Annotated in this window: 16 protein-coding genes and 1 tRNA gene; all 17 read right to left on the bottom strand. The window is 70.4% G+C overall.

Going from position 1 to position 21,493, the window contains the following annotated elements:
* Positions 1–13: 13 nt before the first annotated feature.
* The 17 genes from OG611_RS34760 to OG611_RS34680 all read right to left on the bottom strand — a co-directional run bounded on the left by OG611_RS34760 (position 14) and on the right by OG611_RS34680 (position 21,476).
* Positions 14–1,987 (bottom strand): substrate-binding domain-containing protein, encoded by a 1,974-nt coding sequence (locus tag OG611_RS34760; protein WP_266429402.1) that lies wholly within the window; start codon positions 1,985–1,987, stop codon positions 14–16.
* Positions 1,977–3,539: a sugar ABC transporter ATP-binding protein gene (locus OG611_RS34755; protein ID WP_266429399.1), complete on the bottom strand. Its 1,563-nt coding sequence runs from the start codon at positions 3,537–3,539 to the stop codon at positions 1,977–1,979. Before OG611_RS34755 ends, OG611_RS34760 begins: the two co-directional genes overlap by 11 nt.
* Positions 3,536–4,552, bottom strand: coding sequence for a LacI family DNA-binding transcriptional regulator (locus tag OG611_RS34750; RefSeq protein ID WP_266429397.1), 1,017 nt, complete (start codon positions 4,550–4,552; stop codon positions 3,536–3,538). Before OG611_RS34750 ends, OG611_RS34755 begins: the two co-directional genes overlap by 4 nt.
* 261 nt (positions 4,553–4,813) lie before the next feature.
* Complete coding sequence (locus tag OG611_RS34745; protein WP_266429395.1) at positions 4,814–4,990, bottom strand: hypothetical protein; 177 nt, start codon at positions 4,988–4,990, stop codon at positions 4,814–4,816.
* Positions 4,991–5,141: 151 nt separating this feature from the next.
* Positions 5,142–5,229 (bottom strand) — tRNA-Leu (locus OG611_RS34740).
* Between the two features lie 415 nt (positions 5,230–5,644).
* Complete coding sequence (locus tag OG611_RS34735) at positions 5,645–6,676, bottom strand: sugar phosphate isomerase/epimerase (protein WP_266429392.1); 1,032 nt, start codon at positions 6,674–6,676, stop codon at positions 5,645–5,647.
* A 30-nt stretch (positions 6,677–6,706) separates the two neighbouring features.
* Positions 6,707–8,083 carry a nucleotide pyrophosphatase/phosphodiesterase family protein gene (locus tag OG611_RS34730; RefSeq protein WP_266431385.1) on the bottom strand — a complete coding sequence of 459 codons (1,377 nt, stop codon included), beginning with the start codon at positions 8,081–8,083 and terminating at the stop codon, positions 6,707–6,709.
* A 26-nt stretch (positions 8,084–8,109) separates the two neighbouring features.
* Positions 8,110–9,285 carry a metabolite traffic protein EboE gene (gene eboE, locus OG611_RS34725; RefSeq protein WP_266429390.1) on the bottom strand — a complete coding sequence of 392 codons (1,176 nt, stop codon included), beginning with the start codon at positions 9,283–9,285 and terminating at the stop codon, positions 8,110–8,112.
* Between the two features lie 4 nt (positions 9,286–9,289).
* The gene (locus OG611_RS34720; protein ID WP_266429387.1) at positions 9,290–10,138 is read right to left on the bottom strand and encodes a TatD family hydrolase; all 849 of its coding nucleotides are present in this window, start codon (positions 10,136–10,138) and stop codon (positions 9,290–9,292) included.
* Positions 10,138–10,803, bottom strand: coding sequence for an EboA domain-containing protein (locus OG611_RS34715; RefSeq protein ID WP_266429384.1), 666 nt, complete (start codon positions 10,801–10,803; stop codon positions 10,138–10,140). The genes OG611_RS34720 and OG611_RS34715 overlap by 1 nt, the downstream gene beginning before the upstream one ends.
* 21 nt (positions 10,804–10,824) lie before the next feature.
* Positions 10,825–11,712: a sugar phosphate isomerase/epimerase gene (locus OG611_RS34710; RefSeq protein ID WP_266429381.1), complete on the bottom strand. Its 888-nt coding sequence runs from the start codon at positions 11,710–11,712 to the stop codon at positions 10,825–10,827.
* Positions 11,709–12,824: an SCO3242 family prenyltransferase gene (locus OG611_RS34705; protein ID WP_266431384.1), complete on the bottom strand. Its 1,116-nt coding sequence runs from the start codon at positions 12,822–12,824 to the stop codon at positions 11,709–11,711. The genes OG611_RS34710 and OG611_RS34705 overlap by 4 nt, the downstream gene beginning before the upstream one ends.
* A gap of 2 nt (positions 12,825–12,826) precedes the next feature.
* Positions 12,827–13,945 carry an inositol-3-phosphate synthase gene (locus OG611_RS34700; RefSeq protein ID WP_266429378.1) on the bottom strand — a complete coding sequence of 373 codons (1,119 nt, stop codon included), beginning with the start codon at positions 13,943–13,945 and terminating at the stop codon, positions 12,827–12,829.
* A gap of 134 nt (positions 13,946–14,079) precedes the next feature.
* Positions 14,080–17,805, bottom strand: a complete 3,726-nt coding sequence (locus OG611_RS34695; RefSeq protein WP_266429375.1) for a ThuA domain-containing protein — start codon at positions 17,803–17,805, stop codon at positions 14,080–14,082.
* Positions 17,806–18,114: 309 nt separating this feature from the next.
* On the bottom strand, positions 18,115–19,119 hold the full coding sequence (locus OG611_RS34690) for a sugar phosphate isomerase/epimerase (RefSeq protein ID WP_266429372.1): 1,005 nt from the start codon (positions 19,117–19,119) through the stop codon (positions 18,115–18,117).
* A 12-nt stretch (positions 19,120–19,131) separates the two neighbouring features.
* Positions 19,132–20,370 (bottom strand): Gfo/Idh/MocA family protein, encoded by a 1,239-nt coding sequence (locus OG611_RS34685; protein WP_266429370.1) that lies wholly within the window; start codon positions 20,368–20,370, stop codon positions 19,132–19,134.
* Between the two features lie 68 nt (positions 20,371–20,438).
* Positions 20,439–21,476 (bottom strand): substrate-binding domain-containing protein, encoded by a 1,038-nt coding sequence (locus OG611_RS34680; RefSeq protein ID WP_266429367.1) that lies wholly within the window; start codon positions 21,474–21,476, stop codon positions 20,439–20,441.
* Positions 21,477–21,493 lie beyond the last annotated feature (17 nt).

Below are 21,493 nucleotides of genomic sequence, written 5' to 3'. Positions count from 1 at the left end.
CGTTCGGTCGCGCTCAGGAGAAGTCGGCAACGTTGCTCTTGGTGACGACCTTGACCGGCACCTTCACCGTGCTGTCGACCTTCTTGCCCTCCGCCGCCTTCACCGCGTTCTGTACGGCGATCCTGCCCAGCTCCTTCGGCTGCTGTGCCACGGACGCGTACAGCTTGCCTGCGGCAACCGCCTTCAGGCCGTCCGGAGTTCCGTCGAATCCGACGACGGACACCGACTTTCCCGCCTTGCTGCCGAGTGCCTTGACCGCACCGAGCGCCATCTCGTCGTTCTCGGCGAAGACACCGGTGATACCGGGGTGGGACTGGAGCAGGTTGGTCATGACGTCCAGGCCCTTCGTGCGGTCGAAGTCCGCCGGCTGCTCGGCCACGACCTTGATGCCCGGATACGCCTTGAGGCCTTCGGCGAAGCCAGCGCCGCGCTCGCGACTGGCCGAGGTACCGGCCGTCCCCTGCAGGATGGCGATGCTGCCCTTGCCCCCGAGCTTGTCGGCCAGTGCCTTGGCGGCGAGCCTGCCGCCCGCGACGTTGTCGGATGCCACGAGCGTCGCGGTCCGTGCCTTGTTGACGCCTCGGTCGGCGGCGATCACCGGGATGTCCGCCTTGTTGGCGCCCTGGACGGCGGGGCCCGCCGCATCCGAGTCCACCGGATTGACGATGATCGACTTCATGCCCGAACTCGTGAAGTTCTGGAGCTGGTTGGCCTGCTGCGAGGCGTCGTTCTGCGCATCGGTGACGGTGAGGTCGACCCCGGCCGCCTTCGCCTCCGCCTGCGCGCCCGACTTCATCTGCACGAAGAAGGGGTTGTTGAGTGTGGAGAGTGACATGCCCACCTTGGTGTTGCCGCCGGAGGAGCCGGAGTTGAAGTAGGACACCCCGCCCACGACGACGGCCACGCACAGGGCGGCGACAGCGAACTTGACCGCTCCCGCTCCCTTGCGCCCGGATCCCGGCGAGCCCGGCGCGCCGGACGAACCACCCGGTGCGGCGGCTCCGGAACCGGCCTTGCGGCGGAGTGTGTCCAGCAGCACCGCGAGCGCGATGACGACACCGATGACGACCTGCTGCCAGAACGCGGAGACGGAGAGGAGGTTCAGCCCGTTGCGCAGGACGGCGAGGATGAGAGCGCCGATCAGAGTTCCGGACGCCTTGCCGACACCGCCGGCGAGGCTGGCGCCGCCGATGACCACTGCGGCAATCGCGTCGAGTTCGTAACCCTGCGCGGCCTGCGGCTGCGCGGAGGTCAGCCGGGAGGCGAGGACGATGCCCGCGACCGCGGCGAAGAGGCCGGACAGGGCGTAGATGGCCAGCTTCTGCCGCTTGACGCGCAGTCCGGAGAGCCGGGCCGCCTCCTCGTTGCCGCCGATCGCGTACATCGAACGGCCGATGTAGGTACGGGCCAGGATCAGCGCCGCGATCAGGCCCATCACGATCATCACGAGCACCGGAACGGGCAGCCAGCCACCGAGCGTGTCGCCGAGCACGGAGACCGAGCCGGGGAAGTCGATCGGCTTGCCCTGCGAGATGACCAGGGACAGACCGCGCGCGATCGACAGCATCGCCAGCGTCGCGATGAACGGCGGCAGTTTGCCGTACGAGACGAGCGCCCCGTTGACGAAGCCGCACGCGATGCCGGTGGCCGCGGCGAGGATGAGGGCCAGCCAGACCGGCACCCCCTCCGAGGTCGCCGTCCAGGCGAGGACGGTCGCCGAGAGCGCGGCGACCGAGCCCACGGACAGGTCGATGCCCGCCGAGACGATCACGAAGGTGACGCCGAACGCGAGGATCGCTGTGACGGCGGCCTGCACACCGATGTTCAGCAGGTTCTGTGTGGTCAGGAAGTCGCTGGAGAGCAGCGACATCGCCACCAGCAGTACGACCAGGGCGCTGAGCGCGCCGTTGTCGAGCAGGAGCCGGCGGACCGTGTGCCCTGCGGCGCCACTGGCGCCCGTATTGCTCTTGAGCGTGTCAGTGGCCACGAGGGCTCTCCTCTTCGTTCGCAGTCGGATCTGCTGCCGCAGTTGTCGTGGGGGGTGTTGTGGGGGGTGCGCTGACGGCGAGGGCCATCACGGCGTCCTGGGTCGCTTCGTGCGCGGGGAGCTCCCCCGCGATCCGGCCCTGGGACATGACCAGCACCCGGTCGCTCATGCCGAGAACTTCGGGCAGGTCGCTGGAGATCATCAGAACCGCGTGTCCCGATGCCGTGAGTTCGTTGATGAGCTGGTAGATCTCGACCTTGGCACCGACGTCGATACCGCGGGTCGGTTCGTCGAGGATCAGCACTCTGGTGTCGGCGAGCAGCCACTTGCCGATGACGACCTTCTGCTGGTTGCCGCCGGAGAGCGTGCGGACATGCTGGCCGAGACCCGCCATCCGTACGCCGAGTTGTTCGGCGATCCGGGCAGCGGCCACGCGCTGCCCCTTGAGGTCCACGAGTCCGGAGCGGCTGGCCGAGCGCAGGGTGACCAGGCCGAGGTTCTCCTGTACCGAGGCGTCGAGCACCAGGCCCTGGCCCTTGCGGTCCTCGGGTACGAGGCCGATTCCGGCGCCCATCGCCGCGGTGACGTCGTGCCTGGCCAGCCGCTCGCCGAGCACGTCGACGGTGCCGCCGTCGTAGGGGTCGGCGCCGAAGACGGCGCGTGCGACCTCGGTGCGCCCGGCGCCGACGAGGCCGGCGAGACCGACCACCTCTCCGGCCCGCACCTCGAAGCTGATGTCGTGGAACACGCCGTTGCGGGTCAGGCCGCGCACGGACAGCAACGGGCTGCCGGTTTCGGGGCGTTCACGAGGGTACTGCTGGTCGATGCTGCGTCCCACCATCAGCTGGACGAGTTCCGCCTCGGGGGTCGATGCGGGCACCTGGTCGATGCTCCGACCGTCGCGCAGCACCGTGACCCGGTCACCGAGTGCCGCGATCTCCTCCAGGTGGTGGGTGATGAAGACGACCCCGACCCCGTCCGCACGCAGCTGCCGCACGATCCGGAAGAGCTTGTCGACCTCCTCCGAGGTGAGGACCGCGGTCGGCTCGTCCATGATCAGGGCGCGGGCGTCCAGGCTGAGTGCCTTGGCGATCTCCACCATCTGCAGCCGGGCGATGCCCAGTTCGCGGATCTTGGCCTTCGGTGAGACATGCAGGCCGACGCGGCGCAGGAGCACCTCGGCATCCGCCTCCATGCGACGCCGGTCGATCATCCCGAAGCGGCGCGGCTGCCGGCCGAGGAAGATGTTCTCGGCGACGGTGAGATCGGGTACCAGGTTGAACTCCTGGTAGATCGTGGCGATTCCGAGCCGTTCGGCGTCCTGCGCGCCGTGGATACGGACCTCTCGCCCCTGGGCGAGGATCCGGCCGCTGTCCGGGCGGTAGGCACCGGAGAGCATTTTGATGAGTGTGCTCTTGCCGGCTCCGTTCTCGCCGAGCAGGACATGTACTTCGCCGCTGCGCAGGTCGAAGTCCACGCTGTCCAGCGCGACCACACCGGGGAAGGTCTTGCGTACGCCTTCGATGCGCAGCAACTCGTCCGGACTGCTCACAAGTTGCTCCTCTGGTCCGAAGCGGGCTCGCCGCAGGAACGGCGTACGACGAGGCGGGCGGGAAGGGTGACGGACTGCGGGGACCGGCCTTCGACGATGTCGACCAGTGCGCGAACGGCGGCACGGCCGAGGTCGCCGGTCGGCTGGGCAATCGCCGTGATCGGCGGGTCGGTGTGGACGAACCACGGGATGTCGTCGAAGGCGGCGAGTCCGATGTCCTGCGGGACGCGCAGTCCGGCCGCGCGGATGGCGTCCAGCGCGCCGAGCGCCATCAGGTTGTCGGCGGCGAACACGACCTCGGGCGGTTCGGGGAGCGCCAGGAAGCGCTCGGTGACGCGTCGGCCGCTGTCCGCCTGGAAGTCGCCCTGGCCGATGTAGACGTCTGGCAGGGTGAGTTCGTAGGCGCACAGCGCCTCGCGGAAGGCCTCGACGCGCTCGTTGCCCGTGGTGGTGGCCGCGGGGCCGGCGATGATGGCGAGTCTGCGGCGGCCCAGCGCGTGCAGATGGGCGACCAGGTCCCGGATCGCGCGGCGGCCGTCGGCGCGTACGACGGGGACGTCGACACCGGGCATCCAGCGGTCCACGAAGACCATCGGGGTGCCGTCGCGTGCCACCTCCGCCATCAACGGGGAGTCGCCGTCCGCGGGAGAGACGAGAAGCCCGTCGATCCTTCGGTCGAGGAGCGTACGGACGTGGTGGTCCTGCAGCTCCGGCCGCTCGTCGGCGTTGCCGATGATGACGCTGTAGCCGAGGGCTCGGGCCTCCTCCTCGACGAAGCGGGCCAGTTCGGTGAAGTACGGGTTCAGCACATCGCTGATGACCAGGCCGAGGGTGCGGGTCTGATCGGTGCGCAGCGAGCGGGCGACGGCGTTGGGCCGGTAGCCGAGGGCGTCGACGGCGGCGAGTACGCGGGTCCGCGCGTCCGGGCTGACGGACGGATGGCTGTTGAGAACACGGGAGACCGTGGCGACAGAGACTCCCGCCTGGGCCGCGACGTCCTTGATGCTCGTCATGTCCGGACCACCTCCTTGTGGTTTCCGTACGCCTCGAAACCAGCGGATCACAGCCGTGGAATCGATTACACGAATGATTGGAAACGATTACATGGCCGGAAACAAGACCCCGGCCACTGTCCGAGACCGGATCGTAACGAGTGGGATGGAACGGAGGTGAGGCGCGCTCCAGGCACACGAGTGGGGACACCGCGTCACGTTCGGGATCCGGACAGCAGCCACGGAGGCGACAGCGACCGCACCGCCCCGGGGGGGGCAGGATCAGCCCCACCGCTCAGGTGCCACAACGCCGATGACCGCCCGATCCGGCTCGCCCGGCAGTGGAATGTACGCCTCGGGCGCGAGGCCCGTACCCCGGGGGCCGATGAGGACCGCGGCCAGCTCGGCGATGCTGTGCCGCACCACGTCCGGGTCGGGAGCGCTGCAGCAACCGGCCAAACGTCTCCCCTGGCCCAATGGCCTCGGGTTCGGCGGCCTCGCCTCGGGTTCGGCGGCCTCGTTCCGCATGGCCGTTGGTCACGTGCTCGATCGCACCGCCGCCCGGAAACGCAGAAGACCCCAGGTGAACTGGGGTCTCAACTGGTAAAACTGGTGTCCGAGGGGGGACTTGAACCCCCACGCCCGATAAAGGGCACTAGCACCTCAAGCTAGCGCGTCTGCCATTCCGCCACCCGGACCAGGTGGTCGGCCCCGGTTTCCCGCAGCGACATGGAAAACAATACCAGGGGTTCAGGGTGGCCCTCACCCGCGTTTCCCGTGGTCAGTGCGGTGCAGCGGATACGCCCGGCGCGATTCCGTACCGCTTCACCCACCCCGGACACGGCCCGTAGTCACGCTCGCACACATAGTGCAGGCGGCGCGGCAGTCATGGCATGGCGGCGGCCGGTATCACGCTGCTGCTGAAGCAGCCGGGACATCCACGGGTGCGCGGCACGGCCCCGGATCCGGTACCGGTCGGCCGGGAAGTCGTCTGAGCCCTTCTCCTCGGATACCAACGACGACGGCCCTCCCCGCCCTTTGCGAGGAGGGTCATCGTGCGTGCGGTGGGCTGGGGTCTTTCGTTTGGATCCGGCCCGATCCAAACGAAAGGCCCTAGCAGCCCTTGCGGCGCAGCGTGTGCAGGTAGGCGGCCGAGCGGCGGGCCGTGGTGAAGGAGTCGACGATCGGCTGGTCGTGCTCCACCTGCCAGTGGTGGTCACGGCGTCCGCCGTGGGTCCTGGTGACGGCACCGAGGAACTTCTTGTAGTCGATGTCGCCGTCCCCGACGTCCACCATGCGGTATCCGTCGCGGGCCGCGATGTCGTGCTCGCCGTCCTTGACGTGGAAGAGCGGGTAGCGGTCGGGCTGCTTCAGTACGTAGTGCAACGGGTCGAAGGTGTCGGGGGTGCCGTCGGCCCGCTTGCCGAACCGGAACTGGCCGACGTAGGCCCAGTAGATGTCCATCTCCAGGAAGACCAGATCGGGGTCGGTCTCGGCGAGCAGTACGTCGTAGAGGCGGATATCGGGCCGGTCGGTGGCGAAGGAGAACTCCTCGGCGTGGTTGTGCTGGTAGAACTTCATGCCGCGTGCCCTGGCCGCGGCGCCGTAGGTGTTGAAGTCCGCGGCGGCGCGCTTCCAGGCGTCGACCGTCGATCCGTAGCGGAACGGTCCCGAGGCGGTACCGACATGCTTCAGGCCGAGGGCCTGGGCGTCGTCGAGGACCTTGGTGAGGTTCTGCGCGAAGGTGTAGGCATTCGGGTTGTTGTCGTCGTAGTAGCCGACATGACTGCCGATGCCTTTGAGCCCGTGGTCGCGGGTCAGCTGCTTGAGCTGGGCGAGGGTGATGGCACCGGCCGAACCCTGGGTGTAGCCGGCGTACTCGACCTCGTCGTAGCCGTACGCCTCCAGTTCGGCGAAGACCTTGTCGAAGCCGAGGGTCGAGACCTTGTCGCGGAGGGTGTAGAGCTGGATTCCGAGACGGCCGGGCGGCAGCAGCGGGTCGCCCTGGGGCCTGCCCTGGGCGGTGGCGGCGGGGGCCGCGGCGCCGAGGAGGGCTGCTGCGGTGGCTCCGGCGGCCACGCCGAGCATGGAGCGCCGGCTGAGCTTGTGGGCGAGTTCTGCGTCGACGGGGGTGCGGCGGCTCATGGGGGAACTCCTTCTGGGGGCGGGACGTTGTCAGTGCAGTCCGGCAAGCTCGAGGAGCAAGGACTTCACTTCGGTGGCCCGGACGGGGCCGGTGAACGCGTGGGGGGTGGAGCACAGGATGAGCGGACCTTCTTCGTCGCTCTGCGGAAGGCGGCCGTGGCTGCCGCGAATAGGTGACGGGTCCAGGGGTACGACCGCCATGCGGTAGCGCATGCCGAGCTTCTTGCGGGCGACGGCCGTGGCCGCCTTGACGCGGACGTACGGGTCCTGGGGGTCCAGGAAGAGTTCGACGGGGTCGTAGCCCGGTTTGCGGTGGATCTCGACGAGCTGCGCGAAGTCGGGCGCGCGGGCGTCGTCGAGCCAGTAGTAGTACGTGAACCAGGCATCCGGGTCCGCGACGGCGACCAGCTCGCCGGAGCGCGGGTGGTCGAGGCCGTGTGCCTTCTTGCCCTCGTCGTCGAGGAGCTGCTCGATGCCCTGGACGTCCCGGAGGGCCTCGCGGGTCGCTTCGAGGTCCTCGGGGCGGCGTACGTAGATATGGGCGAGCTGATGGTCGGCGACGGCGAAGGCGCGGGAAGCCATCGGGTCGAGATATTCCATGCCGTCCTGGGTGTGGACCTCCAGGAGTCCGGCGCGGCGCAGGGCCCGGTTGATGTCCACGGGCCGGTCGACACGGGTGATGCCGTATTCGGAGAGGGCGACGACGGTGCGGCCCTCGCGGCGGGCGTCGTCCAGGAGGGGGGCCATGGCGCGGTCGAGTTCGGCCGCGGCCCGGTAGGAGCGGGGGTCGTCGGGGCCGTAGCGCTGGAGGTCGTAGTCGAGGTGCGGGAGGTAGCACAGGGCCAGGTCGGGGTGGCGGGTGTCGAGGATGTGCCGGGTCGCGTCGATGATCCACTGCGAGGAGACGAGGTCCGCGCCGGGGCCCCAGAAGTGGAAGAGGGGGAATGTGCCGAATTTCTCGGTGAGTTCGTCGTGCAGGGCGGGCGGCCGGGTGTAGCAGTCGGGTTCCTTGCGGCCGTCGGCGTAGTAGACGGGGCGCGGAGTGACGGTGATGTCGGTGTCGGCGCCCATCGCGTACCACCAGCAGATGTTGGCGACCGTGTAGCCGGGATGGGCGCGGCGGGCGGCGTCCCAGAGTTTGTCGCCCGCGACCAGTCCGTTGTGCTGACGCCAGAGCAGGACGTCGCCGAGTTCGCGGAAGTACCAGCCGTTGGCGACGATGCCGTGTTCGGCGGGGGTGGTGCCGGTGAGGAAGGTGGACTGGGCGGCGCAGGTGACGGCGGGGAGGACGGTGCCGAGGGGCGCGTGGGTGCCGGACTGCCCCAGGGCCTTCAGGTGCGGCATGTGATCGAGGAGCCGTGGGGTGAGGCCGACGACGTCGATGACGAGGAGGGGGTGGGGAGTCATGAGCCCGGTGGGCTGCTCGGCTGTGGTCACGGGAGCTCCTTGAGGCCGAGGTCGACCAGGAGGTCGCGGGCGAGGGTGAGTTCGGCGGCGATGCCGTCGGCGAGCTGGGTGCGGGTCCGGGGGCGCAGCGCGGCCGGGAGCGCCTGCCAGGTGTACGTCTCGACCTCCAGGTGCCTGGTGAGGGGCCGTGCCCCGCCCACCAGCCGGGTCAGTGCGGAACAAAGCACGGGAAGGGTGGAGGTGAGCGGTGGTGCGGGGGGTGCGTGCAGGGGGACGTGGAAGTGGGAGCGCCAGGGGGCTCCGTCCGGCAGGGCCCGGCCGGTGACGGCCTCGCCGAGGTCGTCGGTGCCGCGCAGCCCGGCGGCGGTGCCGGTGCGGGTCTGGTGCAGGAAGCGGGGCTCGGCGAAGGCGGCGAGTGCGGCGCGCACCTCGGGGAGGTGGGGGTGTTCGGCGTGCAGGGCGGCGGAGAGCTGTGCCTTGGCGATCGGGATGCCCGCCGCGTCGAGCGCGTCGACGGCGCTGTCGGGGTCCTCGAAGGAGGTGGCCAGGTGGCAGGTGTCGATGCAGATTCCGATGCGCGGGTGTCCGACGGCGGTAAGGGGTGCGATGGCGTCGGCGGTGGTCTCGACCGTGCAGCCCGGCTCGGGTTCGAGGCCGATACGGATGGACTTGCCGGTGAGTTCGGCGAGTGCGTCGAGGCGTTCGCCGAGGGTGGTGAGCGCGGTGTGTGCCGCTCGGGCCGCCTCCGGGTCCGATTCGAAGGGGGTGCGCCAGGCGATCGGGAGGGTGGAGATGGTTCCTTCGGTGGCGTCGTCGGGGAGCAGGCCGGCCAGCAGTCGGGCGAGGTCGGTGGTGTGGGCGAGCCGCTCCGGATCCGTCCAGTCGGGCTTGTACACGCGGTACTTGACCTCGTCGGCACCGAATCCCTCGTACGGGAAGCCGTTGAGGGTGACGACCTCCAGGCCGCGGCGGTCCAGTTCGGCGTGGAGGGACCGCAGCTCGGCGGGGTCGTTGACCAGGGTGCGGGCCGCGTCCCTGGCGAGCCAGAGGCCGATGCCGAGCCGGTCGCGGCCGAGGCGTCTGCGGACCGGTTCGCAGTGGTCGCGCAGTTGGGCGCGGATGCCGTCGAGCGTCTCGGCGGGGTGCACGTTGGTGCAGTACGAGAGGTGGACGGTGGAGCCGTCGGGGTGGCGGAAGCGCATCGCCTCACTCCCCGCCGCGCAGGATGGAGTTGCCTTCGTGGAGGGGTTCCGGCGCGGCGATGCCGAGCTGGAGCCGACCGCTCTGTCCGTAGAAGGCGACGGGGTTGCGCCAGAGCACCTGGTCGACGTCGTCGTCGCTGAATCCGGCGGCGAGCATCGCGTCGCCCACCTTGCGGGTCTTGAGCGGATCGCTTCTGCCCCAGTCGGCGGCCGAGTTGACCAGGACCTTCTCGGTGCCGTGGATCCTGAGGATCGCGATCATGCGGTCCTCGTCCATCTTGGTGTCGGGGTAGATGGAGAATCCGGCCCAGCAGCCGCTGTCCAGGGCGTCCTTCACGGTGGTCTCGTTGAGGTGGTCGAGCAGGACCCGCTCCGGGGAGAGGTGGGATTCGCGGATGACGTCGAGGGTGCGGTGCAGCCCGGCGAGCTTGTCCCGGTGCGGGGTGTGCACGAGGGCGGGCAGGCCGTGGTCGGCGGCGAGCTGGAGCTGGGCGGCCAGAGCGGTGTCCTCGGCCGGGGTCATGGAGTCGTAGCCGATCTCGCCGACGGCGACGACCGAGTCCTTGACGAGATAGCGGGGCAGCGCGTCCAGGACGGGGACGCAGCGCGGGTCGTTCGCCTCCTTGGGGTTGAGGGCGAGCGTGCAGTGGTGGGCGATGCCGTACTGGGCGGCACGGAAGGGTTCCCAGCCGAGCAGGGCATCGAAGTAGTCGAAGAAGCTGGCGGGCGAGGTGCGGGGCTGGCCGAGCCAGAAGGAGGGTTCGACGAGGGCGCGGACCCCCGCGTCGTACATCGCCTGGTAGTCGTCCGTGGTGCGGGAGGTCATATGGATGTGCGGGTCGAAGATGCGCATCAGGACTCCTCCGTGGGGGCGGCGGCACCGGGGGTGGTGAGTTCGAGGACGCGGGTGAGATCGGCGGGGACGCTGCGGCTTGCCGCGATGCGTTCGGCGGCGAAGTCGCCGAGCATGCGGGCGAGTTCGGCGTCGCCGCGAGCGCGTCGGGCCAGTCCGTCGACGGCGTCGACGGGGACCCCGGTGAAGAGGCACTTGAGAATGGCGTGGCGCCAGCTGTGCGGATCGAGATGGGTGGCGGCGTACGGACCGACGGCCGCGGCGATCAGCCGGGTGTCGTTGGTGCGCAGGGCGTCCTCGACGACGGGAAGGGCGGTGGGGCCGAGGTCGAGGCGGTGCAGGGTGAGCAGGACGGCCCGTCGTTCGGCGGCGGTGCCCTGTTCGTAGAGCCTGGTCAGGGCGGGCAGCGCGGCACGGGCTTCGATGAGCAGCAGGGCGCGTACGGAGTCGGCGTGTTCGAGTCCGCAGTGCCGGCCGGCTGCGGCGTACCGCAGTTCCCACGACGGGGCGGCGTACGGTCCGCCGGGCTGTTCGGCGTCCTGGTGGGTGGCGGAGTGCTCCGCCTCGGCGAGGGCCTCGTCGAGCCAGGCGCGCGCGGCTCCGCCGAGCTGTGCGTCGAGTTCCTCGCGGGTCAGCAGCGGGGGGGTCGTCGGGGACATCGGCATGGCGTCGCTCCCTTCGTCGGTTCAGCGGCTCGATGGACTGTCGCTCGACGGACTGTGGCTCGACGGACCGTGTTCGCGGAGGAACTCGATGGAGGTGCGGGCGAGTTCGGGGCCGGCGTGCGAGTGGCGGGGCAGTTCGACGACGGTGAGACCGCGGTATCCGGTGTCGGAGAGGGTGTCGAGTGCTTCGAGTACGGGCGGGAAGTCGATCTCGCCCTCGCCGAACGGGAGGTGTTCATGGACGCCGCGGCGCATGTCCTCGATCTGGACGTGGCGCAGCCAGGGCGCGGCGTCGTGGACGCAGTCGACGGGCAGGGCGGGCTCCAGGCACTGGCAGTGGCCGATGTCGAGGGTGAGCCCGAGCGGTGGCGGATCTCCGCTGAGGACGCGCAGATGGTGGAAGTCGGCGAGGTTGGCGAGGAGGTGTCCGGGCTCGGGTTCGATCGCCAGGGGAATGCCGGAACGGTCGGCCGCCTCCAGGACCGGTGCGAGGGAGCCGGTGAGCCGCTGCCAGGCGGTGTCGGGGGTGGTGTCCGGTGGGGTGATGCCGCTGAAGCAGTGCACGGCGTGGGCGCCGAGGTCGGCGGCGATGCCAACGGCCCGGACGAGCAGCCGGGTGCGGGCGGCGCGGGCCTCCGGGTCCGGGTCGAGGAGGGACGGGCCGTGCTTGCGGCGTGGGTCGAGGACGTAGCGGGCACCGGTCTCGACCGTGACGCCGAGCCCCAGCTCCTGGAGCCTCGACGCCACGTGTCGGGTGCGGGTGGCGATGTCCGGGGCGAGGGGGTCGAGGTGCATGTGGTCGAGGGTCAGGCCGACCCCGTCGTACCCGAGGTCGGCGAGGAGTCCGAGGGCGTCGTCCAGGCGGAGGTCGGTGAGCCCGTTGGTGCCGTAGCCGTAGCGGATCGTCATGTCGGGCTCACCTTCCGGGCGAGGGTGCGGGCGATCGGTACGAGTCCCATGACGGCGAGCCCCGTGCCGACCGCTCCCGCGCGGGCGGCGAGGGCGGCCTGGAGCGGGATCATCGCCCGGATGCCACCGCCGACGGCGCGCTGGGTGAGTGTCGGGGACGGGTTGAGCGCGGCGTGGAGGAGGGGGACCGCGGCGGTCCGGAAGTAGGAGCCGGTGAGCGCGGTGCGCACGAGACCGGGGGCGGTGGGGGCGAGGGGCGTCGGTGATCGGTGCGAGGGGTGCGGGCGGGGCGACTCGTCCTGGCTGCCGCTCCCCGTGCGCGGGTCCGTCTCCTGGGCTCCGCACCGCCCGCGCTGCTCGTGCACGGCCGCCGCGCCCAGTGCGGCCACGACCGCGAGCGCGGCGAGGGGTGCGGTGGTGGATCCGCCGTGCGCCTCGTGCCGGGAAACGGCGGTGACGGCGTAGGTGTGCGCGCCCAGCAGGCCGGCGGCCGGAAGGGCCGCGCGGACGGAACCGCGCCCAGCCGATTCCGGCCCAGCGGCGGCTCCCGGGCCGAAGTCGGTTCCCGGGCCGGAGTCGGTTCCCGGGCCGGAGTCGGTTCCCGGGCCGGAGTCGGTTCCCGGGCCGGGGACGGCTCCCGAACCCGCCCGCGCCCCCATGGCCCGCTTCGCCGCCCCGGTTGCGGTGGCCCCGAGCAGCAGGTCCAGGCCGCGTGCCGCCGCCATCGCGGCCGGCCCGGCCGGGGTGTGCTTCAACCGGAGGTCGTACGCCCACACGGTCGCCGCCAGCCCCGTGGCCACCGCGAGGGCCGGGCGGCCGGCCCCGGCGGCGAGGCCCAGCCCCGCGGCCGTCAGCGCGCCCGCCGCCGCGAGGGCCGCACCGGGTGCGATCCGGCCCGAGGGGATCGGCCGGTGCGGGCGGTCGATGGCGTCCTCCTCGCGGTCGGCCCAGTCGTTGAGCGCCATGCCCGCCTCGTACAGGCAGAGCGAGGCGCCGACGGCGAGCACGGTTCCGCGGTCGGGGCGCCGGCCGCTCGCCGTCGCCCCGGCGAGCGCGTCGCCGGGGACGGTGAAGAGGGCGGATACCCGTAGCAGTTCCGCCCAGGCGTGTATCGTCACCGTTCCCCCCGCAGCGTCTCGGCGAAGGCGAGCAGCGCCAGGTACTGCTCGAAGAGCGCGGCCGGGCCGCCGTCCGGGTCCTTGAAGTAGAAGCCGAGCTGGGGCAGGGGGCCGCTCATGCCCCGCTCGTGGGCGCGGGCCACCAGCCTGGCCAGGTCCAGGACCAGGGGCGCGGCCAGTGCGGAGTCGCAGCCCTGCCAGGTGGTCTGGAGCACCATCCGCGCACCGAGGAACCCGTCGAACGCGATGTGGTCCCAGGCGGTCTTCCAGTCGCCGAGGGCCGGTACGTCGTCGATGTGGACCTCGCCCTCGGGGGCGGTGCCCAGGGTGTCGGCGAGGACGCGTTCCTTGCCGGCGTTCTTGGCGGCCGCCGCGCCCGGGTCGGCCAGCGCCGCTCCGTCCCCGCCGCCGAGCAGGTTGGTGCCCGACCAGGCCCGTACGGGCAGGGCGCGTTGCACGAACATCGGGGCGAGTACGGAGCGGAGCAGCGTCTGACCGGTCTTGCCGTCGCGGCCCGCGTGAGGAAGTCCGCAGGCCGCGACGGCGTCCTGGAGGGCGGGGGTGCGCAGCCCGGTGGAGGGGGTGAAGTTGATGTAGGGGCAGCCGGCCCTCAGTGCCGCCGCCGCGTAGAGCGAGCTGGCGGGCAGCCTCTGTTCGCCGGGGTCCGGGACGGGTTCCGTGGACGCCACGTTGATGACGACCGTCCTGGCCAGGTCGTGCCGGTGTCCGAAGTCGGTGAGGTCGGCGGCGAACGCGGTGATGAGTTCCTCGTCGCCTCGGGTGTCGCCGGGCAACGGGCCGCCGGGCCGTATCCCCGCGTCCGCGGCGGCCAGTTCGGCGTGCACCGCCGAGGGCAGACCGTGCGGCAGCACTCCACCGGCCGCCAGTGCCTCGGCCCGCTTGGGCAGCGGGCAGCCTGCGGTGTCGTGTCCGCCGAAGACCAGTGAGGTGAGTGCGGGCAGCCCGCTGTCGGTGAAGGGTGGGGTCTCGGTGACCATGCCTGCCGCCGGGTGGAGCCCTGCCGCGACCGCCGCGCACCCCGCGGTGGCGGTGGTGGCGACGGAGCCGCGTGCTCCGATGAACCAGACTCCGGTACGTACGGCGGGTGCTAACACGGACTGCCTCCCTGGCTGGGGGTGCTGGCTGGGCAGAGCGGGTGGCGCTGTGCGACGGGGGACGGGATCGGGCGGGGACGGCGGGCGGGGGCGGTGCGTTCTCTCCCCCGCCCGCCGTCTCCGCGGTGGGCGCCCTACGCCGAGGGCAGTTCCTTCAGCTGGATGTTGCGGAACGACACATGGTCGTCGGCACCGTGGTTCTGGATGCCGATGTAGCCGCTCTTCAGGCTCCGTACCGGATCGGTGTTGGTGAAGTCGTTGATCTTCACCCCGTTGAGGAAGACCTGGAGACGTTCGCCCTGGACCTTGATCTCGTAGCTGTTCCACTGGCCGGGCGGACGCAGGACCTGATCACGGGCCTTGGCGTTCGCGGCCTTGAAGGTGTAGATCGAACCCGTGGTGCGGTCGGGTGCGTCGCTGGCGTCGATCTGAACCTCGTAGCCGTTGTTCACCGCGGACCAGGGGTCGTCGGACTCCGGGAAGCCCACGAAGACACCGGAGTTGTCGTCGCCCTGCATCTTCCAGTCGAGCTTGAGCGAGTACGAGCTCAGCTCCTTGGCCTGGTAGGTGAGCAGGCCCATGCCGCCCTGGGAGCGGAGTTCACCGTCGACGACGTCGAACTTCCCGGGGCCCGCCTGCTTCCAGCCTTCGAGCGTCTTGCCGTTGAAGATCGACCGGTAGCCGGTGTCGGGCTTGCAGTCGGCCTTCACCTGGCCGGCCGCGTACCGCATGCCGCCGAGGAGCAGCTTGCGGAAGTCCGGTTCGGCGTATGACTCCTTGGTGTGGCCGAGGCCGGTGTAGAAGGAACGGCCGCCCTGGTAGGTCTGGCACCAGGTGATGGGGTGGTCGCCCTTCATGGTGCCACCGGTATAGGTCGTCTCGTCGAGTGTGGCGAGGACCTTCGCCTGACCTCGGGGATTCGTGCGGTAGTTGTACCACTCGTCGGTGCGGTTCCACTCGTCGCCGAGGTCTGCGGTGGCCGGATGCTTGTGGTCCTCGACCCGGACGGTGGCGGGCTGGATGGCGGGGTGCGAGGAGAAGTACGCCCCGACGAGTCCGCCGTAGAACGCCCAGTCGTACTCGGTGTCCGCCGCCGCGTGGACGCCCATGTAGCCGCCGCCGGTGGCCACGTAGTTCTCGAAGGCCTTCTGCTGGTCGGCGTTGAGCACGTCACCGGTCGTCGAGAGAAAGACGACGGCGTCGTAGCGGGCCAGGTTGCTGGTGGTGAACTGGCCGGCCGTCTCCGTGGCGTCAACGGTGATGTTGCTGTCCTTGCCGAGTTCCTTGAGCGCCGCGATGCCGTCCGGAATCGCGTCGTGGCGGAAACCGGCCGTCTTCGAGAAGACCAGGACCCGCTTGGCGGTCTTGTCGGGGGCGCTGTTGGAGAGCTCGAAGTCGTCGATGTCGAAGAGCGCTCCGTCACCTCCCTTGAAGACCAGGAAGAGTTCGGTGGACTTCTTCGGGACTCCGCGCAGCGGTACGTCGATGTCCTGGAAGTTGTCCCAGGCACCGGTCACCGGGACGGGAGCGGAGCCGAGGATCTTGCCGGTCGCCGAACCGGTCCGGACTTCGAGGAAGCCGCCGGCGCCGCCGGAGGAGATCCGGGCGGTCAGCTTGGTGGAACCGGCCAGGAGGTACGGCTTGAAGGAGATCCAGTCGTCGTTGTGGATGTCGCCGACCGTCTTGCCGCCGTGGGCGGTCGCCTTGTTCTGCGGGGCGACGCCGTGGGAGTCGCCGTAGTGCTCGGCCTGCCGGTGGCGCGGCTGGAGTTCGGCCTGGTCGTGGCCAGACAGGGATTCCTGGCCACCTCCCCCGCCGTCCGTGTACGAGGCGTCGATGACGCCGAAGATGTTGGCGTTGGGGTCGTGTCCGCCGTCCATCTCGGTCTTGATGGTGCCGGTGCAGCCGTGCGCCGAGGTGATGGGGTGGCCGTGGCTGTCGTGTCCGAGGATGAAGCGGACCTCGATCTTCGAGCAGTCGATGGTTCCGTCCTCGGGATCGGTGACGGTCACCTTGAACGGGATCTCGTCGCCGAAGGAGAACAGCTGCCCGTCACCGGGGAGTTCCAGCACGACCTTGGGAGCGGTGTTGCCGACCGTCACATGGACGTTCGCCGAGCCGGTGCGGCCGGTGGGGTCCGTGGCGGTGACGGTGGCGGTGTAGGTGCCGTTCTTCTTGTACGTGTACGTGGGGTTGGCGGCGGTCGATGTGCCGCCGTCACCGAAGTCCCAGCTGTAGCTGAGCGTGTCGCCGTCGGCGTCGGTGGTTCCGGCCGAGGAGAAGGCGACCTTGAGGGGTGCGGTGCCCGAGGTCTTGTTGGACGTCGCCTCGGCGATCGGCGAGCGTCCGCCGGTGGCGTTCTCGATGCGGTAGAGCGCCGAGTTCTGGTCGCCGCCGAAGTAGCCGGTCCCGTAGTCCAGGACGTAGAGCGCGCCGTCGGGGCCGAACGTCATGTCCATCACCTGGGTTCCCGACCACGGGAAGGCGTTGATGGACTTCACCGTGCCGTCGGTGTCCTGGTCGATGCGCTTGATCCAGCGCCGGCCGAACTCACCGGCGAAGAAGTTGCCGTCGTAGGCCTCGGGGAACTTCACGGGCGAGTCGAGGGCGGCGTCGTAGTGGTAGACCGGTCCGCCCATCGGGGACTCGGAGCCGCTGCCGAACTCGGGCACGGACCCGCCGTCGTACGGGATCCAGGCGGGCTGGGACGGCGGCAGGTCGACCAGCCCGGTGTTGTACCGGGAGGTGTTCTTGGGTGCGGCGCAGTCGAAGGTCGCGTCGGAGGTCTTGGTCGCGAAGTCGTAGTCGACGAACGGGTCGTTCTTGCCCGTGCAGAACGGCCAGCCGAAGTTGCCGGCCTTGGTGACGCGGGCGAACTCGACCTGGCCGCCCGGTCCGCGCTTGGGGTCGGCCGCACCGGCGTCGGGCCCGTAGTCACCGACGTACACGGTGCCGGTGGGCTTGTCGACGGTGAAGCGGAAGGGGTTGCGGAAGCCCATCGCGTAGATCTCGGGACGGGTCTTGTCCGTGCCCGGGGCGAAGAGATTGCCTTCGGGGACGGTGTACGTGCCGTCGTCGGCGACCTTGATGCGGAGGATCTTGCCGCGCAGGTCGTTGGTGTTCCCGGAGGTGCGGCGGGCGTCGAACGCGGGGTTGCGGTCGGGCCGGTCGTCGATCGGGGTGTAGCCGTCGGAGGCGAAGGGGTTGGAGTCGTCGCCGGTCGACAGGTACAGGTTGCCCTGCGCGTCGAAGTCGATGTCACCGCCCACGTGGCAGCAGATGCCGCGCGAGGTCGGGATGTCGAGGACCTTCTTCTCGCTGGCGGTGTCGAGCGTGCCGTCCTCCTTGAGGACGAAGCGCGAGAGCCGGTTCACTCCGTCGAACTTGGCGAAGTCGGCGGCGGTGCCGTTCTCGGGGGCGTCGCCGGACGGGGTGTCCAGCGGGGGCGCGTAGTAGAGGTAGATCGCCCGGTTCTTGCTGAAGTCCGGGTCGATGCCGACGCCCTGGAGGCCCTCCTCGTCGTGGGAGTAGACGGGGAGAACACCGGCGAGGGTGGTGTCGCCGCCGCTGTCGGTGAGCCACAGCTCGCCGCCGCGCGCGGTGTGCAGGATGCTGCGGTCGGGGAGCACCGCCAGTGTCATGGGTTCGCCGGTCTCGGCCACTCCTTTGGCGAGGGTGACCTGCTGGAATTCCTCGGCCGCCGCGTCGGTGGCGGCCGGCGAGGACGGCCCCGCCGCTGCTCCGGGCGTGGCGCCCAGGGCCAGGGTGGCAGCGGCGAGCAGGCCGCCGGTGAGCAGTGCGAGGGTTTTGCGGACGCGGAGCCGTGTTCTGCTCCTGTTTCCGGTTGGGGTTCTGTGCACGAGTGTCCTCCGGAGAGTGCCGGTTGTACGGGCGGGGTGCTGCCGTGCCGTTCTGCGCGGGGACTGCCGCGCGGGTCGTCCGGGGTGTGTGGGACACCGGCGACCCGAGTTATGTCATGTACACGTTCTTGACCGTAGACCTGTTCGTCCGGGACGGAAAGCCCTTGCGCAGCGGTCCGCTCGAACTTTTTCCTGCGCCAGGACAAAGTGGGGCGAAGGCAGGGGTGGGTGCGGGACGGCCGCGAAGCTCTCGCCCCCGGCCCGTCCCGGCCCGGACCGGGGGCCCGCACCGTCCCCGGCGGGAGACCGTCAGTCCCCGCCCCCGAACGCCGCGTCGAACGATGCCGACGGCGGATCGAAGTCGTACCGCTTCAGCGTGGCCAGCGCCTCCGGCGCACCCGCCAGCCGGTCCATCCCCGCGTCCTCCCACTCCACGGAGACGGGTCCCTCGTAGCCGATGGACCGGAGCATCCGGAAGACGTCCTCCCAGGGCACGTCGCCGTGCCCGGCCGAGACGAAGTCCCAGCCGCGCCGCGGATCGCCCCAGGGCAGATGCGAGCCGAGCCGGCCGTTGCGGCCGTCGAGGCGCTTGCGTGCCTCCTTGCAGTCCACGTGGTAGATCCGGTCCCGGAAGTCGTACAGGAAGCTCACCGGGTCCAGGTCCTGCCAGACGAAGTGACTCGGGTCGAAGTTCAGCCCGAACGCCGCCCGGTGCCCGACGGCCTCCAGTGCGCGGTGCGTGGTCCAGTAGTCGTACGCGATCTCGCTGGGGTGCACCTCATGGGCGAACCGCACGCCCTCCGCGTCGAAGACGTCCAGGATCGGGTTCCAGCGCTCGGCGAAGTCCTCGTAACCCCGCTCGATCATGTGCGGCGGAACCGGCGGGAACATCGCGACCAGGTGCCAGATCGACGAGCCGGTGAAACCGATGACGGTACGCACCCCGAAGGCGGCGGCCGCCCGCGCGGTGTCCTTGAGCTCCTCGGCGGCCCGGCGGCGGACCCCTTCGGGCTCGCCGTCGCCCCAGATCCGCGCGGGCAGGATCCCCCGGTGCCGCTCGTCGATCGGGTCGTCGCACACGGCCTGGCCGACGAGGTGGTTGGAGACCGCCCAGCACTTCAGCCCGTACTTGTCGAGCAGCTGCCGCCGGCCGTCCAGATAGCCGGGTTCGGACAGTGCCTTGTCGACCTCGAAGTGATCGCCCCAGCAGGCGAGTTCGAGCCCGTCGTAGCCGAAGTCCCGGGCGAGCCGGCAGACCTCCTCCAGCGGCAGATCGGCCCACTGGCCGGTGAAGAGTGTGAAGGGACGGGGCATGAGCGGGACCTCCTAGAGAACCACGGGGGTGTGTACGGAGTTCTTCTCGGCACTCTCCTCCACCGCTGCGAGCACCCGCTGCACCTGCAGCCCGTCGGCGAACGACGGTGCGGGGGCGGCCCCTTCGGCGATCGTCCGCACCAGGTCGCGGGCCTGGTGGACGAAGGTGTGCTCGTAGCCGAGGGCGTGGCCCGGCGGCCACCACGCCTCCAGGTAGGGGTGTTGGGGTTCGGTGACGAGGACACGCCGGAATCCCGCCGTGGCGGCGGGTTCGGTGTGGTCGTGGAAGGACAGTTCGTTGAGTCGTTCCAGATCGAAGGCGAGCGAGCCGCGCTCCCCGTTGATCTCCAGCCGCAGTGCGTTCTTCCGCCCGGCCGCCATCCGGGTCGCCTCGAAGGAGGCCAGCGCCCCGGAGGCGAGCCGGCCGGTGAACAGGGCCGCGTCGTCGACGGTCACCGCTCCTCGCGTGCCCGTGTCCGCCGCCCCGGAGAGCCCGGCCGCCGGGCCCGTGAGCCGCGGCCGTTCGCGTACGAACGTCTCGCTGACCGCCGACACCCCGACCAGTGGCTCCCCCGCCAGATACTGGGCCAGGTCGACGATGTGCGCGCCCAGGTCGCCGAGCGCGCCCGAACCGGCGCGTTCCCGCTCCAGCCGCCAGGTGAGCGGCGATTCGGGGTCGACGAGCCAGTCCTGGAGGTAGGCGGCGCGGACATGCCGCAGGATGCCGATCCGCCCCTCGGCGATCAGCTGTCGGGCGTAGGCGATCGCGGGCACCCTGCGGTAGTTGAAGCCCACCATCGCGACCTGGCCGCGGGCCGCGGCGTGCTCGGCGGCCTCGGTCATCGCCTCCGCCTCGGCGACCGTGTTGGCGAGCGGCTTCTCGCACAGCACGTGCTTTCCCGCCTCCAGGGCGGCGATGGCGATCTCGGCGTGGCTGTCGCCGGGGGTGCAGATGTCGACGAGTTGCACATCGTCCCGGGCGATGAGGGCGCGCCAGTCGGTCTCGGCCGCCGCCCAGCCGTGGCGGGCGGCCGCCGCGTCGACCGCCGCCCGGTCGCGTCCGCAGATCGCGGCGAGAGCCGGTCTCATCGGCAGGTCGAAGACGTGTCCCGCGGTGCGCCAGCCCTGTGAGTGGGCGGCGCCCATGAACGCGTATCCGACCATGCCGACCCCGAGCACCGGCACACTCGTCGCCGGCCGGTGCGTCGGCGGCGCTGCGGCCTCCTGATCCGTCTCTTCCCTACGGGCCATCCGGGCTTCCTCCTCGTCGGTCGTTCGATGGGTGCGGCAGGAGGGTCAGCACCCTCCCGCGGGGCTGATCAGCTGAAGCCCGTCGGCAGGTACTGGTCGACGTTCTCCTTGGTGACCACGGCCGAGTAGAGGGTGAGACCGGTCGGAATCTCCAGCTCGGCCAGGCCGCCGACCCCCTTGCCCTGGGCCAGTGCGCGGGCCAGGTCGATGGCGGACGCGGCCATCGTCGGCGGGTAGAGAACGGTGGCCTTCAGGACGCTGTTGTCGGCCTTGATGGCGTCCATCGCGGACTTGGCCCCGGCCCCGCCGACCATCAGGAACTCGTCACGGCCGGCCTGCTGGATGGCACGCAGCGCGCCCACGCCCTGGTCGTCGTCGTGGTTCCACACGGCGTCGATCCTCTTCTGCGCCTGGAGGAGCTGGGCCATCTTCGCCTGGCCCGACTCGACGGTGAAGTCGGCGGCCTGACGGGCCACCAGCTCGACGTTGGAGTAGTTCTTCAGCGCGTCGGCGAAGCCCTGGCTGCGCTGCTTGGTGAGCTCCAGATTGTCGATGCCCGCCAGCTCGACGACCTTGGCGCCCGCCTTGCCCTTGAGCTGCTCGCCGATGTACGTACCGGCGTTGAGGCCCATGCCGTAATTGTCGCCGCCGACCCAGCAGCGGTAGGCCTGCGGGGAGGCGAAGATCCGGTCCAGGTTCACGACGGGGATGCCCGCCCGCATGGCTTCCAGACCGACCTGGGTGAGCGCCTTGCCGTCGGCCGGGAGGATGACGAGGACATCGACCTTCTTGTTGATGAGGGTCTTTACCTGGCCGATCTGGGCGGCGGTGTCATTGGAGCCCTCGGTGGTCTCCAGTGTCACCTCGGAGTACTTGGCCGCCCGTGACTTGGCGTTCTCATTGATGGCGTTGAGCCAGCCGTGGTCGGCCTGCGGACCCGCGAAGCCGATGGTGACGGGCTTGCCGGGCTTGTCGTCGGCGGCGGGTCCGGTGCTCTTGGCAGTGTCCTCGGTCTTGGGGTCGTTGCTGGTGCAGGCGGTGAGCAGGGCACCCGCGGAGACGGCTGCGGTGCCGAGGAGCAGTCGTCTGCGGCTGGTTTCTGGCATGGCTGTCAAACCCTTCA

Source organism: Streptomyces sp. NBC_01363 (assembly GCF_026340595.1).
Taxonomy (GTDB): Bacteria; Actinomycetota; Actinomycetes; order Streptomycetales; family Streptomycetaceae; genus Streptomyces.
Note: the sequence above shows the minus strand (reverse complement) of the source record. Positions and strands in the feature narration are given on the sequence as shown.